Raw genomic sequence first — 15,565 nt, 5'->3', positions numbered from 1 at the left:
AATAAGGAAATAGAGATGAACCGTCGTGATTTTTTAGTCAATTCAACAAAAACAATATTTGGTACAGCCGCTTTAGCCAGCTTTCCAGCCAGCATCCAAAAAGCCTTAGCCATTGACGCCAAAGTCGAAACAGGCACGATTAAAGATGTAAAACATGTCATCATTTTGACGCAAGAAAATCGCTCGTTTGATAATTATTTTGGAACATTAAAAGGTGTTCGTGGGTTTGGTGATCGTTTTACGATTCCGCTATCCGACAAGCGTAAGATTTGGGAACAATATGATAAAGATAAGAACAAAATTTTTCCCTATCATTTAGACAGCACTCGTGGCAATGCACAACGTGTTAGCGGTACGCCACACTCATGGACAGATGGGCAATTTGCTTGGAACCATGGCCGTATGGGCAATTGGGTACAATATAAGCAACCCCAATCTATGGGATATTACAAACAAAAAGAAGTTGAATTTCAGTTCTCACTTGCCAACGCCTTTACCCTGTGTGATGCATATCATTGTGCAATGCATACAGGAACCAATTCGAATCGTATGTTCTTATGGACAGGTTCAAACGGTCCTAAAGCTGCGGGTGTCGCCAGTGTCGTAAATGACTTGGACAGTATTGGTGCATCAAGCACAGGCTATGATTGGACAACCTATCCAGAGCGCCTACAACAAGCGGGTGTGACATGGAAAGTTTATCAAAACATGCCAGATAACTTTACTGACAATCCTTTAGCGGGCTTTAAACAGTATCGCCGTGCCAATGAGTTATCCGGTAAACCTGTAAACAATGACAGTACATGTCCTGCTTATGATCCAGCCATTGATGCAACACAACCATTGTATAAAGGGATTGCCAATACGATGCCTGATGGTGGATTCCTTGCTTCATTTAAAGATGATATTGCCAAAGGTCAATTACCTCAAGTCAGCTGGATGGTTGCACCTGCGGCCTATAGTGAGCATCCCGGACCATCAAGCCCTGTACAAGGTGCTTGGTACATTCAGGAAGTTTTAAATGCTTTAACGGAAAACCCAGCGATTTGGAGTCAAACGGTTTTATTGGTCAACTTTGATGAAAATGATGGCTTTTTTGATCACGTTCCGTCACCAAGTGCACCGTCAAAAGATGCTTCAGGTGTGATGCAAGGTAAAACCACCTTAAGTGATGAACAAATCTCATATGAATACGCTACACATCCCAAAGCTTCAGCAGGGCAACCTAATTTTACTGATCCTAAAGTCAGCAATGGTGTGGGTGTCTATGGTCCAGGAATACGCGTACCCATGTATGTGATTTCTCCGTGGAGCCGTGGAGGTTGGGTAAATTCACAGGTTTTTGATCATTCGTCTGTTATTCGTTTCTTAGAGCAACGTTTTGGCGTGCAAGAACCGAATATTAGTCCATATCGCCGTGCTGTATGTGGTGATTTAACCACAGCTTTTGACTTTAAAAATCCAAATACTACGGCTATTTCGGACTTGATGGGTAAAAAAACCAAAAATGATGCAGATACGATTCGTAATGCGCAAGCGCTATTGCCGCCGGTCTCTCGTCCTTTAAGTCAGGTCTATCCTGTTCAAGAATTAGGAACACGATTGTCTCGGGCATTACCTTATATTTTACATAGTAGTGCGAAAGTTGATGTGGCAACAAAAACGGTGAAGTTAATGTTCTCCAATACAGGAACACATGCCGCAGTTTTCCATGTTTACGACAAATTGAATTTAGACGCAATTCCTCGTCGTTATATGGTTGAAGCAGGCAAACAATTGGACGATGTATGGAACACTTCAAATGGACTATACGATTTATGGGTGTTGGGTCCAAATGGCTTCCATCGTGGCTTTGCAGGAGATTTAGTCAAGTCTGCACAAATAGATGCATTGCCAGAAGTGCGTGTATGTGTTGAAGAGTGTGATCCTAAACTCTATTTAAAAGTTCGTAATGACGCTGCGAAAACAGCAAAATTGACGGTGAAAGCCAATGCTTATCTACCCAATAAGACATGGAATATTGAAACTGCTTCTACAGAAAAGGAGTTGAATTGGAATATGTCTGATTTCGGTGGTTGGTATGATTTTACTGTGACAATAGACGGTGATAGCACCTTTAAACGCCGTTTTGCTGGGCGTATTGAAACGGGTAAAGACTCATTTTCTGACCCTTATATGGGATTCATAGAATCTTAATTTTAAATAGCTAAATTTTTATGATTTAAATAAGGTGCGCTTTGCACCTTATTTTTGAGTTGATAAATGCTCACATAATTTGCGCAAACTTACATGATTAAGATTCCAATCATCTATTTATCTCAATAGATACATAAATCAGCTGAAATCCCTTGTTTCGTATACAGACTCTACAAATCTTTTCATCAGCCGATATTTAGAATATTTAAAATTTTAGCAAATGGCAGGTTTATGAAAATACTCATTGTTCTATTCGCGGTGATTACCTTTGTATTGATGGCTGGAGATCCACGCCGTGAAGATTTCGAAAGCAAAGAATTTGACGCAAAAAATAATGAACCGCAACAACAGGCTGAACGACAGCATGATCAAGAAGACTCTGGAGAACCTTCTTAATCATTTGGACAGGACTAGCTTTCAGCTTTTGATTTTAACATCTGATAAGTGAAATTCTTACCATTTAACACATCCATATTCATGTCTTTATACTGTTGTAGAATCTCAGCTTGGTTAAATTCACAAGATTTTTGTGTTTGCGTACCTGTCTGATGAACGGTTGTATAACAAGCGCTCACCTTATTTACAAAAGCATAGTAAGGTGAAAGAGGAATATGTGCAGCTTCTAATACTTTGGGTGCTAAGAAATGTGCTGCCACAAAAGGCCCTTTAAATTGCTTTTGATCAATCGGGAAATTTGCCCAAACTGCAAGTGGTGTTTCAAAGAAGCGCACATCTTTTTTCTCAGCTTTTTCTTGCTCTGATTTAAAGAAGCCATACTCATCGTAAACGCTTTGTAAGTTGGGTAAATGGTCACCAAAGAAAATCACAATTGTTGGGCGATCAAGCTGTTTGACATACTCAATCAGGGTTTTAAATTTATCATCAGCACGTTGCATACCCGTTAAATAAGTGTTCAGTGCACGTTTACTGTTTTCACTCACACCATCTTTAGTGATTTTAAAATGGTCTTTACCAAAGCGATCATCACTATACATTGGATGATTTTCAACACTGATGGCATAGATAAATTGAGGTTTGTCGGTATTATTAAGCTGATTTTCAATGCTGTTATAAATCAAATCATCAGTAGCCCAACCCGCAGCATTGATATATTTGGCGCGATCAGCCATGTTGATCATATTTTCAATTGAAGTAAAACGGTTAAAACCTAGATTTTGATAAACTGCGCTACGGTTATAAAAATATTTGCCGTTGTTATGCATTGCAGTTGTTTCATAACCCAATGTATTTAAGTACATTGGTAATGAATAGGTTGGGCGTTTTAATTTTGATACATAAGCCAATTCATTATGATTTAAATAGGTATTTAGGCTGGTTAAAACTTCAAACTCAACGTTAGCAGTTCCTCCTCCAAAGCTTGGAGACAATAAGCTAGAAACCTGATTTTTAGTAATTGTTGGGGTGATGTTACGTGGAATGCTTCTATCTAATTTTGTGGCATCCCAATGCGACTCGCTCATCACAAAAACGATATTTGGCAATAACTTTTGTTGTGACTGATCATCTGATGCTAGATTCGCTATAGGTTCTTCATCATGCTCAACCGTCACTGGTTGATAAAAAGCAGCAACTTTTTCTTCAGGAACAACTTGTGTTTGGAAAATTTTATTGTTTAAGCCATCTACGGTTTTGGAAAAAAAGAAGGTCGAAAAACCTAAGTATTTAATGGTTAAATGATCACCGATCCAGTCACCACGGGTATTGGGTAAATATTTTGCATATTGGCAAATTGAATTTTTTGCTGCATTGGCACACGCTTCACTAAAATTATTTTTAAAGTTCGCAGTGATAAAGAAGCCAAGGATAGCAAAAGATAAAATGCTATTTGTCAGGAGGAGCGGCTTTGTCCCTAATTTCTCTTTTTTATAGAGAAATACAAATAGTCCAATAAACACAGCAATTGCTGCAAAGACTGCAATTTTGAGCATGATTGGAGAGGCGATAAAGGTTTCTTTAAATAATAAAAAATCACTAGGAACCAAACTCGCAGAAAGATATTGCTCTTTCTTGATATTGATAAAGCTCAGCAAAAAAATAATAAATTGACTGAGTAAAATGGTCGCAAAGGTTTTTCTTAAAATTAAATAAAATAAACTAATAAAGGCGTAGTTTAAGAGAATTGAAAAGCCATATTTATACAGACGTGGTTTTAGATAGATGTCACGTAATTGAAAGAAACGCGTGATATCTTCTTGGTATAAGAAAAAAGCAAATACAGATAAAAAAGCGACAAGTAAAAACAAAACTTGTTGTTTCAAAGTCTTCATTGGCCTAATTACAGGAATGTATTGGAAGCCAAAGATTATAGGCTTATTCAGACGGCTTTTCTATGTAAAAACTGGTTGTTTTGTAAGCAAAATTAAAACTAATCAATAAAAAATAGCAAACTAAAGCATCAAAGTTGCCCAAAGAATGTAGATATCCTTTGGGCAATTTTTTTACTGGCTTACACGTTGTATCGCTTCATCATAAGTCGCGCTTGGTTTGTATTGATTTGCCAATTGGTAATGTTGCTTAGCTTGGGCATAATCTTGATTATTTTCATAGATTTTACCCATATTATAGTGAGAATAAGCTTTGGTATTGTTATTGGTTGCCAAAGCAATGGCTTTTTGATTTGCCCATAAAGCTTCTGAGGAACGATTGAGCTTTTGATAAGCAACGGCAAGATTACTATAGGTCTGGCCAACATTTGGATTGTAGTCGATAGACTGTTGATAGAGCATGGCAGCTTGTTCAATCTGGTTATTTTGATAGGCTTTATCTGCACTTAAATTAAGTGTCTTGGCTCTTTTTTGCGCATCGGCTGAGACAGGAACAATATTTACCCGAGTGGTTTGATTTTGATAATTTGATACTGTTGAACCCACTTGGCTTGCGTTAACCGTAGTTCCTGAAATACGATTGATGTCTTGAATTTCACCTTCAGGGCTAATGCGGAATACAGTCCATAAATTCCCGGTTTGACCAGTTGGAATATAATAAGAACGAATCAGTGATTCACCCGCATACACCATGACTTTGGCTTGGCTATTGGATAAATTGGTCGTAGTTGGTTGAGTGCGATCAGAAAAGTCATGTACTGAATACACATAATATTGACCTTCTAAACGTTTATCGATAGTGACGGTTTCAGGACCATAAGAGTCGGTGTCATCCACATCCAGATTTGCAGCCAAACCTTGTTTACTGTCCCAATATACATGCTGATTTTTATAACTTAAGTGTGAATCGAGATCTAAAGGGTTTTGCCCCCAATTCAGTACAATTCGCATACTGTTGAGATCTTTGAGTACCGGACTTAAGGCGTAGGTCATGCCATCACATGGGCATTTTGCAACCAGTGTTGAATAACCTGATTTTTTGATAATCAGTAAATCATCTGAATTGTTTGTAGTATTACTATTGACTGAAGCTCGGCCACTTGTATTGGTAGAGCTTGATGCAGAGCGTTCACCATTTTTTTGCAAAATTACTTCAGCATTAGCAATATTTTGATCTTTGACTGTTGCACTTAACACATGCACATTGACTGTGTCTGCATGGCTCAGGATCGGAATAGATAATGTGAATAGTGATGAATATAAAATATGTTTTTTCATTGTTTATCTCTTTTGTTGGTACACGTAATTTGATTGTTATTTAGAAGGTCTTTTGCATAAAATTAGCTGATTATTTATTGACTCATCGTTATATTTTGTAATAAAAAAAGCAGTATATTGATACTGCTTTATGACCGAATATGATTGAGTGATTAGCCATTAAAACGCATAGATAAATCAATCGCTTTAACATCTTTAGTCAATACACCCATCGAAATATAGTCAACACCTGTTTGTGCAACTTCACTTAAATTCTCAAGAGTTATATTTCCAGAAGCTTCTAATTTACAGCGCCCTGCAACATGTTTAACCGCATCAATCATTTGTTGTTGGCTAAAATTATCTAGCATGACGATATCGGCTTTGGCTTCAAGTGCTTGATTCAGTTCATCCCATGTTTCAACTTCGACTTCAACAGGCTTACCTGGTGCGATTTGATGCGCTTTGGCAATTGCTTGAGCAATACCACCGGCAGCCATGATGTGATTCTCTTTAATTAAGAACGCATCAAATAAACCAAGGCGGTGGTTTTGACCGCCACCTACAGCAACTGCATACTTTTGTGCAATCCGTAAACCCGGCAAAGTTTTGCGTGTATCTAATAATTTGGTTGCTGTACCTTCTAGATATTTTACATATTCAGCCGTTTTGGTTGCGACTGCAGACAGGGTTTGCACAAAGTTTAATGCAGGACGCTCAACAGTCAGCAAACTACGCGCAGAACCTGCCAATTTATAAATGGTTTCATTGGCTTTGACCCAGTCACCATCATTTTTAAGCCAAGTAATCTGTACGCTTGGATCATACGCTTTGATCAGCGCATCGACCCAAGGTTGTCCCGCCAAGACCATATCTTCACGCGAAATGATCGTGGCAGTCGCTTGCTCATCTTCTGGTGTGAGTAGGGCAGTAATATCAGCATCGCCAATATCTTCTTGGAGTGCTTGTTGAATATTAATTTGAATAGATTGTTCAAGCAAAGATTCAGGTATGCTCATGGATATCCCTATTTTAGTCACCCTTAAAAACTGAGCGATATATTAGCACTGTCGTTGCAAGTTTGAAGAAGTTTTTATTTTATACAGATAAGAGTACACTAAAATATTGAAAATCAGCTTTATTGAAAATAGAAAAATTCTGTAGGAATAAGATATGCAATCTGCACCACAGTTTCAGGTCGTGAATGGTCAATTGATTGGCGCAAGACAAGTCCCATCTCCTAACTATAATCAACGCCCTGAAAATACAGAGATTCAGCTGATTGTGATTCACAATATTAGTTTGCCCCCTTCACAGTTCGGTGGAGGTTATATTGAACAGTTTTTTCAAAATCAACTGGATTGGTCAGTCCATCCTTATTTCCAAACCATCGAGGGTATGCAGGTTTCCGCACATTTATTGATTCTACGAACTGGTGAAATTATCCAGTTTGTTAATTTTAATGATCGGGCTTGGCATGCAGGACGTTCAGCTTATCTGGGTAAAGTTGAGTGTAATGACTATTCAATTGGCATTGAACTTGAAGGAAGTGATGATCGCGATTTTGAAGCTATCCAATATCAACAACTGGTTGATGTGGTTGCCACTTTGCAACATGCTTATCCGAAAACTGATCATCATTTAACAGGGCACTCTGATATTGCTTCAGGACGAAAAACTGATCCTGGACCACATTTTCAATGGCAGCTTTTTAGAGAAAGTTTGAATCAGAAAAAATTAAGATAGAACAAGTGAAGTAAATAAGCGTCTGGTTATGATTTAACAACGCAATTTTAAGAATATTTAATTACAATAGCGACTTTATTTTAACTAGGTGAATACGATGGCGCTGTGGCGATCCACCTTTATTGTCAGTGCAATGACCATGTTGTCACGAGTCTTGGGCTTAGTCAGAGATATGGTTTTGCTCAATGTGTTTGGGGCAGGTAAGGATTTTGACACCTTTGTGGTTGCTTTTCGTATTCCCAATTTTTTCAGGCGTTTATTTGCAGAAGGGGCTTTTTCACAAGCCTTTATTCCTGTACTCACCGAATATAAAACCACAAAACTGCATGCAGAAGTACAGATTCTCATTAGTCGTGTGTTTGGCTGCCTGTTAATGGTGATGTCGCTGTTAACTTTGATCAGTATGATTATTGCGCCTGTGATCTTGTATGTCTATGCACCGGGTTTTCATAATGATCCGGCAAAATTTGATCTGGCTGTAGATATGTTTCGTTTAACGATTCCCTATCTGATGTTTATGTCATTGACTGCATTTGCCAGCAGTATTTTAAATAGTTATGGGTCTTTTGCTTCTCCAGCGTTTTCGCCTGTATTACTCAACGTGGCAATGATTGCTGGTGCTTGGTGGTTAGCCCCGCATATGGCTCAACCGATCATGGCTTTAGGCTGGGCTGTGGTTGCAGCAGGGGTTTTACAACTTGCCATTCAAATCCCTGAATTATGGAATAAAAAATTACTGATTCCACCTAAAGTTGATTTTAAACATGAAGGTGTAGATCGGATTCTAAAACTGATGTTGCCCGCTTTGTTTGGTGTATCAGTCACTCAGATTAACTTATTGTTAAATACAATCTGGGCATCATTCATGCAAGATGGTTCGGTGTCATGGTTATATAGTGCTGAACGCATGACCGAGTTGCCACTTGGATTGATTGGTGTTGCTATTGGTACCGTGATTCTTCCGTCTCTTTCTGTGAGTAAAGCAGAACAAGATCAGGCCAAGTTCCGTAGAATGTTAGACTGGGCAGCTCGTGTGATTGTCTTGGTGGGTGTGCCAGCCAGTATTGCTTTGTTCATGTTATCTACGCCAATTATTCAAGCACTTTTCCAGCATGGTGCTTTTGATGCACGTGATACGCAAATGACCGCTATGGCACTGCAATGTATGAGTGGTGGTGTACTGGCATTTATGTTGATTAAAGTTTTTGCACCAGGCTTTTATGCCATTCAGGACACCAAAACCCCTGTACGTGTCGGCTTAATGGCTGTTGCAGCCAATGCGATTTTAAATATTATCTTTATTGGTATTTTTAAATTGATTGATTGGCAAGCCGAGCATATGGCCTTAGCGATTGCTTCTTCAGGTTCAGCTTTGGTCAATGCTGGGATGTTATATTTTTATTTACATAAGAAAAATATTTTCCGTTTTGGCGCGCACTGGAAAAAATTATTCCTTCAATTTGCCATAGCTAATATCGTGATGATTGGTGCGCTATGGTTTGCTTTAAATTGGTATGATGGTACAGCGTCGCAATGGCTTCGAATTCTTGAAGTTGTCGGGTTATGTGTGGTGGGTATTGTAGCTTATGGTATTGCTCTGCTCGCAGCAGGTTTTAGACCAAGACATTTAAAACACTAAATTAAGACTAAACAACAGAATATAAATGAGATAGCTTTTACTTTGAGCATCATTCAAACATAAGTGATGTATCTAGTGCATGGTGACAAGGATGTCACCATCGTGTGTGGGATAGAATTTAAATTCTATAGTTAACCTGTCAAAAAACTCAGACACAAGAACATAATTTCTTTTAATTAATATTTTTAATTAAATCAACTAAATGGAAAAATAAATTATTTAATTATAAAAAATCTTGCAATGCCACACCTTACATTGAAAGTTTAAATAGCTTTGTGTAGGCAATGCCTCACTTTTCGTAGAGGATGCCAAACCTTGCGCTGCAAACAAAGCAGTGCTTTGTTTTTGCTCATGTTAGGCGAGGGGTACTTCCTGTACCCCCGCCCAACGGCGACATCCATGTCGCCCCACGGTGGGATAATCATCTATGATTCAAAAGTAAAAAAATGAATTGATAACCAACAGTTTCTAAAAGTTTATATAAAAACATAAGCTTAGTTTATAATCAGTAATTTGATAGAAATCACTTGTGTGAATAATTAGGTGGTTTGACTATGAATATAAGATACAGTACTGTAAGTTTGACCAAGGGATGAATTTACGTCTATGAAATGCAATAAGATTTTTTATTAGAGCATAAAAAACATCGCAATTGAGCGATGTTTTTTATTTTTAAAACTATTTAGCATTGAAACTAAGGTAAAACTTTTAATAGTTCTACATCAAAAATTAATGTGCTGTTTGGGCCAATCGCATCACCCGCACCAATCTCGCCGTAGGCAAGTTTTGCTGGAATAAAGAAACGATATTTCGAGCCTTCTTTCATTAGTTGCAAACCTTCAGTCCATCCTTGAATTACTTGGCTAACTTGAAACTCAACAGCTTCATTCCGTGCAAAAGAACTGTCAAATACAGTGCCATCAAGTAAACGACCTTCATAGTTTACAGAGACTTTAGATTTTGCCGATGGTGATTTTCCAGTGCCTTGTTGTAAAACACTATACTGCAAACCACTTGGTCGAGTAATCACACCAGCTTTCTTTGCATTTTCTACAAGAAAAGCTTCACCTTGTTTGGCATTTACATCTGCAGCTTGCTTAAACTCTAGCATTTGTTTTGCTTCATTTTGCTGTTTATATTGTGCAAGTGCTTTTGCCATTTCTTCATCAGTTAAACTTGCTTTCTGACCCGTAGAACCCTCTTTAATCCCTTGGATAAAGGCATTTAAATTAATTTGTTTTAAGGTGTCAGCATTGGTACGGCCCATGACATAACCATAGCTATAACCCAGTTGATCTTGTTGGGAGCTTTTATTGTTAATCGGTGCTGAGAAAGCTGCTGTACTCAGCATGCTAAGACTAAGCACAAAAAGTGTTTTTTTCATAATTTAAATCCAAAAAAGGAGAGTAAATCTCTCCTTTTCTTAAATGTTATTTCACTTTAACAAGTTCAACATCAAAAATTAAAGTGCTGTTTGGAGGAATTGTGCCCGGAACACCTTGTTCACCATAAGCCAGTTTTGCAGGGATATATAAGGTTGCTTTTCCACCTTCTTTCATCAGTTGTAAACCTTCAGTCCAACCTGGAATCACTTGATTTAAAGGGAACTCAACGGGTTGACCACGATCATACGAACTGTCAAATACTTTGCCGTCTAACAACTGACCTTTGTAATGTACTGTGACTTGTGAAGTAGCAGCAGGCTGTTTACCTGTACCTTCTTTGGTGATTTTATATTGCAATCCTGAGGCTGTTGTTTTAACACCTTCTTTTTTCGCATTTTCAGCTAAGAATGAGTCATTTGATGAAGCTGTTTGTTTGCTTTGTTGTAATTGCTTTTGTTGCATTTCTTTTTGGAAGTCAACATACGCAGCTTGTAATTCTTCATCTGTATAGGCACGTTGTTTTTTAGCATGACCATCACGAATACCACTGATAAATGTATTCACATCGACTTCCGGTGGGGTTTGGCTCGCAACTTCATAACCAAGTGCATAACTAATTTTTTCTACAGGTTTAGCATTTTTTGACATTGAATGACTGTTTACATCAGCAGGATGTTGAGATGCATAATAAACAGGTACAAGTGCAGCACCACCTAAGATTACAGCAATTGCGATGGGTAAGGCTTTACTCATAAAAATTTCCAAATTTTAATCTTTTAAGAGGCTAATTTGATCATTAGCATAATCTGCTCAAGCATATAACTTCTTCATCGTAAACGATATAGTTATCTGATGATGACAACTAAAAATATACAGTTATATTGTTTAAAAACTCGGCACAAAAAAGCCAGATTCAATCTGGCTTTTTGTTACTTATTAGATATCAATCATCTTTAGAGGCGGTGTAGGCATAAGCATAATTATAGCCATAATTACCTCCAGCGGTTGCTCGAACATCATTGAGAATAATACCATTCACTTTGCTTCCTGCTTGTTCAAAGCGATTGATGGTTAATTCAAGTTCTTTCATCTGAGTTTTTGCATAACGTGCAACAACAAGGTTTACACCAGCAAATTGAGAAATAATGATGCCATCCGTTACTGCCAAGATAGGCGGTGTATCGATAATAATATGATCATATTGCTGAGAAAGCTGTTCCAATAATTCGCTAAGACGATTGGAACCTAGCATTTCAGCAGCATGACTATGATTTTTACCACGTGGCAGAAAATCTAAATTGTTTACAGTGTTTGAATGAACAATACATTGTTCAATAGTATTTTGCCCTGCTAAGTACTCAGTCAAACCTGGTGAAGTGTCATGACTGAAATATTTATGTAAATAGCCTCTGCGTATATCGGCATCAATCAATAAGACTTTCTTATTGCCCTGTGCAAAAATCGCAGCGAGGTTAGTCGAAATAAATGATTTACCAATTTCTGGAGCGGGTCCTGAAATGGCAATAATATTATTTTTTGCTTTATTTAACGCAAAGTGAATCGTAGTTCGAATGCTACGCAAGCTTTCAATGGCAATGTCTTCACTATTTTTAGCCGCAAGAATAGGAATCGACTTTTTCTTTTTCAGCAATTGTACTCGGCTTTCTTGAATCGGAGAGCGGGGTACAGTGGCATACACAGGGAGATCAAGTTCATTTTCAATACGACTTGAATCTTTAATACCCGATGAAAGCATATTACGTAGTAATGCAATCATTACTCCGATAAAGCCACCAACAAAAATGGAAAGAATTAACACAATCAATTTTCTTGGTTTAATTGGTTTAACAGGTTCTACTGCAGTATCAATGATACGAACATTACCGATTTCACCCGCTTTCACAATTTTTAATTGTTGGTAGCTGTTTAATAGTGATGTATAGAGCTCTGTATTGACTTTAACATCACGATAGAGTTGTAAATATAAACGTTGCGTTTCAGGTAAACGTTTAATGGCTTGATTAAGCTCAGTCGATTTCTTATCAATTGCTGCGAGTTGTGCATTGATCTCCGTCATGAGCGGATGGTCAGGAGTATATTTAGCAGAATATTCAGCTTGTTTTTGTTTTAACTCAATCCGCATTTTTTCCAATTCAACATTTTGCTTTAACATCAACTCTGATTCTTGAGTGACATCAACGGTATTGTATTGTTCGCGGAATTTATTAAATTTAATCTCGGATTCTTCAAGTTGCTGTTTCAACTCTGGCAGTTGCTGATCCAGAAAGCTTAAGGTTTGCTTAGACTCTAAGCTTTTACGTTCAATATTCTGTTCATGATAAACGCTCAGAATATTGTTGAGAACCTGAGTAATATGCTGTTGATCATTTCCATTATAACTGAGGCCAATGACTCCTGTCATTTTTCCTTTTTCAGCCACCGAATAACTTGTTTGAATTAATTTGACAGCTGAAGGGAGAGAAAGTTTAGTGATGGTAAAGTCTTGTTGAAATGGATTGAGGCTATTAATTTGAACCGACCATAATCCCTTATTGTCTTGAGATTGGTTAAGCTGATTGAGTGTGCCTTGAAATACAACTTGGTCTTTATAAGCTAAACTAAATTGCTTCTTATCTATAAATTTTAAAGTGAGCTTTTTATCATAATAATATTCTGGAATATCTAGCTTTAAAATAGAAAAATTAGACTGATTCTTTTGAAAATCAACTGCTTTGGCACTATAGCTAATTTTAGATTTTTCTTTGGACACTAATTTATGAAAGAAAGTATCTACATTATCTTGAATTTGAATACTTAAATTCAAATTCTTTATCACTTTTCCAAGTACAAGCCGCGAATTTAAGATTTCTATTTCAGCATCAGCAGGAGACTTTTGCCCCAAGCCACCAGCAACATCTTTGAGTTCCCCCATAAGAGCAGCAGAGGCAGCACTTTTTCCATCTTCAACTTGAACCAGTGCATCTGTAGAATAGACAGGTGATGTTACACGTAAATAAAGTAGTGCGCAGATTAAGGATAAAATGACACAAAGCGCAATCACTTTCCATTGAGCGATTAAAGAGAAGAATAACTCTTTTAAGTCAATCGTATCATCATTAGTTTTTGAATTTTGGTTCATAGGTAAACAACTAATTAAAATTTATAGATGTGATTGCCAGTCATTGGCATAAGCTTGGATATTTTTACATGTTTCATCAAAAAAAGCTTGATCATGTTGATATGGATCTGGCACATTTTGAGCTTGCCAATGCCCTAAACGAAATACTTTTCCTTTAGCAAAAGGCCACTTTTGTTCAATATGTTGTAATTGGTTTTTACTCATCACTAGGATGAGATCAGCTTTCTTGATCAATTCTGCATTGATTTGTCGTGCAACATGGGAACGCATATCAATATTTAAACCATCCATACAAGCAATGGCTTTATTGTCTGCGGAATGGCCGACCATCGCAGAAAGTCCCGCAGAAGATATATGTAAATCAGGATGGCTTTGTTTTAAAAAAAACTCGGCCATTGGACTACGACAAATATTGCCAACACAAACCACCAAGATGTTTTGAATCTGCATTCTATTTACCCAATTGATCAAAGCTGTATAGAGCGCTTGAGAATGGAATCACTTGATTCATAATACGTTGCCAACGGGTTAAACCTGTAGCATCAATATAAACAATATCATTTTTTTGCATGGCAAATTGATTGGCTAGGGCCAAATTACCTAAACTGCTTAAATTCAGATGATAGATTGTTGACTGCTTAGTGCTAAGGTCTGTTCGCATTACATAAATACGTGCAGCACTGGCTGAATAAGGACTAATACCTTCACTCTCACCAAGCACATCGCTTAGGGTCATACCTTGATCTCGCAAGGTAACTGCTTGACTTTTATTCGACTCACCCATGACATAGAGCTTTTGATCTTGTTTGGTATTCACAAAAATCGTGTCATTCGGTTGGATTAATAACTGATGCAGAGATAATCCTTGCTTTTCTAGCTGAATGGTATTGAGATTATAAGTCTGTCCATTTCTGATCAGCTGGATATTGGTGGTATCACCAGTTTTAGTGTCTACGCCACCCGCTTGACCCAGTGCAGTATAAATACTGATCGGTTGGTCGTTTAAGGTATATTGCCCACTGCGCATGACTTGACCATTGACAAAATAACGACGTCCTTCATAAGAAAGCACGCGAACCACAACATCTGGATGTTTAAGGTATTTTGCAAATTGCTGATGTAAAAAGCGATTAGTTTCAGCTAAAGTTTTACCTGCAATACGTACTGACCCTACTAAAGGTAATTGGACATTGCCATTTGGATCAATGGGGTAACCCACAGCTTTAATGTTGGTTGCATCTTGGATTGGTGGGGTAATTTCAGGATATGCCCAAAGCTGAATAGAAAGTACATCTCCAGCACTTAAACGATAAATATTTTGTGAGCTATTGAATAACGATACAAGATTATTTGAACTTAATTGGCTGGTTGTATTTAGATTTGGAATATTATTTTGATTCAGTTGTACAACTGAAAGTTCCGCACCCTGATCAGTTTTAAATTGACCTTGCTCAGGCAGATCATAGGTTTGAAGTCCTGAAGTGATCGCACAACCAGAAAACGAAATCGAAATCGCTAAAATTGTAAACAGTGATGTGTACGGATACTTCACATTCAAAACCCTTATTTTATATTACGTTGTTGCTTAGAATCTCATCTTGAAAGTGAATTGTAAGCTAAAAAAGGGAGGTTGGGTATCTTATTGTTGGAGGGTAATTGTATTAAAACCGAAAAAGAAGTGTGTTGACTTGTATCTACACAATGATTTTTTAATATATAAAGATTAAAGTGTGTTCAATAAATTGGCGATGTTAGATATAGCAACTAAATCGGCTAGGTTAGAAGCATTTAATATATGAATTTAGGTTGAGTTTAGATATAATATTTCAATATTTAAAGTGAATAAAAGCATTTTTTG

At 37.4% G+C, this 15,565-nt stretch carries 12 protein-coding genes; 4 read left to right on the top strand and 8 right to left on the bottom strand.

From position 1 onward, the window contains the following. The first annotated feature begins 15 nt into the window (after positions 1 to 15). Positions 16 to 2,196: a phosphocholine-specific phospholipase C gene (locus tag WFN33_RS14990; protein ID WP_336953824.1), complete on the top strand. Its 2,181-nt coding sequence runs from the start codon at positions 16 to 18 to the stop codon at positions 2,194 to 2,196. A 231-nt stretch (positions 2,197 to 2,427) separates the two neighbouring features. Beyond that, positions 2,428 to 2,592, top strand: a complete 165-nt coding sequence (locus WFN33_RS14985) for an ABZJ_00068 family colistin stress protein (RefSeq protein ID WP_336953823.1) — start codon at positions 2,428 to 2,430, stop codon at positions 2,590 to 2,592. Between the two features lie 14 nt (positions 2,593 to 2,606). On the opposite strand, the gene WFN33_RS14980 is transcribed toward WFN33_RS14985, so the two are convergent. The 3 genes from WFN33_RS14980 to nadC all read right to left on the bottom strand — a co-directional run bounded on the left by WFN33_RS14980 (position 2,607) and on the right by nadC (position 6,817). Beyond that, entirely contained in the window at positions 2,607 to 4,484 is a 1,878-nt protein-coding gene (locus WFN33_RS14980; protein WP_336953822.1) for an LTA synthase family protein, read from the bottom strand. Between the two features lie 171 nt (positions 4,485 to 4,655). After that, a complete protein-coding gene (locus WFN33_RS14975; protein ID WP_336953821.1) occupies positions 4,656 to 5,819 on the bottom strand; it encodes a tetratricopeptide repeat protein in 1,164 nt (387 codons plus the stop codon). A 152-nt stretch (positions 5,820 to 5,971) separates the two neighbouring features. After that, the gene (nadC, locus tag WFN33_RS14970; RefSeq protein ID WP_336953820.1) at positions 5,972 to 6,817 is read right to left on the bottom strand and encodes a carboxylating nicotinate-nucleotide diphosphorylase; all 846 of its coding nucleotides are present in this window, start codon (positions 6,815 to 6,817) and stop codon (positions 5,972 to 5,974) included. A gap of 154 nt (positions 6,818 to 6,971) precedes the next feature. Here nadC and ampD point away from each other — a divergent pair, with 154 nt between their 5' ends. Together ampD and murJ are read left to right on the top strand one after the other, a co-directional pair. Beyond that, a complete protein-coding gene (ampD, locus tag WFN33_RS14965; protein WP_333664534.1) occupies positions 6,972 to 7,544 on the top strand; it encodes a 1,6-anhydro-N-acetylmuramyl-L-alanine amidase AmpD in 573 nt (190 codons plus the stop codon). Between the two features lie 88 nt (positions 7,545 to 7,632). Next, on the top strand, positions 7,633 to 9,183 hold the full coding sequence (gene murJ / locus WFN33_RS14960) for a murein biosynthesis integral membrane protein MurJ (protein ID WP_336953819.1): 1,551 nt from the start codon (positions 7,633 to 7,635) through the stop codon (positions 9,181 to 9,183). Between the two features lie 694 nt (positions 9,184 to 9,877). Here the strand turns inward: murJ and WFN33_RS14955 are convergent. From WFN33_RS14955 to WFN33_RS14935, 5 genes are all read right to left on the bottom strand, one after another. Then, positions 9,878 to 10,567, bottom strand: coding sequence for an FKBP-type peptidyl-prolyl cis-trans isomerase (locus WFN33_RS14955; protein ID WP_336953818.1), 690 nt, complete (start codon positions 10,565 to 10,567; stop codon positions 9,878 to 9,880). Between the two features lie 46 nt (positions 10,568 to 10,613). Beyond that, a complete protein-coding gene (locus WFN33_RS14950; RefSeq protein WP_333664539.1) occupies positions 10,614 to 11,321 on the bottom strand; it encodes an FKBP-type peptidyl-prolyl cis-trans isomerase in 708 nt (235 codons plus the stop codon). 190 nt (positions 11,322 to 11,511) lie between these two features. After that, positions 11,512 to 13,707, bottom strand: coding sequence for a polysaccharide biosynthesis tyrosine autokinase (locus tag WFN33_RS14945; RefSeq protein WP_336953817.1), 2,196 nt, complete (start codon positions 13,705 to 13,707; stop codon positions 11,512 to 11,514). Positions 13,708 to 13,728: 21 nt separating this feature from the next. Beyond that, positions 13,729 to 14,157 (bottom strand): low molecular weight protein-tyrosine-phosphatase, encoded by a 429-nt coding sequence (locus WFN33_RS14940; protein ID WP_336953816.1) that lies wholly within the window; start codon positions 14,155 to 14,157, stop codon positions 13,729 to 13,731. 1 nt (position 14,158) lies between these two features. Beyond that, on the bottom strand, positions 14,159 to 15,259 hold the full coding sequence (locus tag WFN33_RS14935; protein ID WP_336953815.1) for a polysaccharide biosynthesis/export family protein: 1,101 nt from the start codon (positions 15,257 to 15,259) through the stop codon (positions 14,159 to 14,161). Positions 15,260 to 15,565: the final 306 nt, after the last annotated feature.

It is taken from the genome of Acinetobacter sp. AS167 (assembly GCF_037152175.1).
Taxonomy (GTDB): domain Bacteria; phylum Pseudomonadota; class Gammaproteobacteria; order Pseudomonadales; family Moraxellaceae; genus Acinetobacter.
The sequence above is the reverse complement of the archived record's forward strand: the minus strand, read 5'-3'. Positions and strand labels throughout refer to the sequence as shown.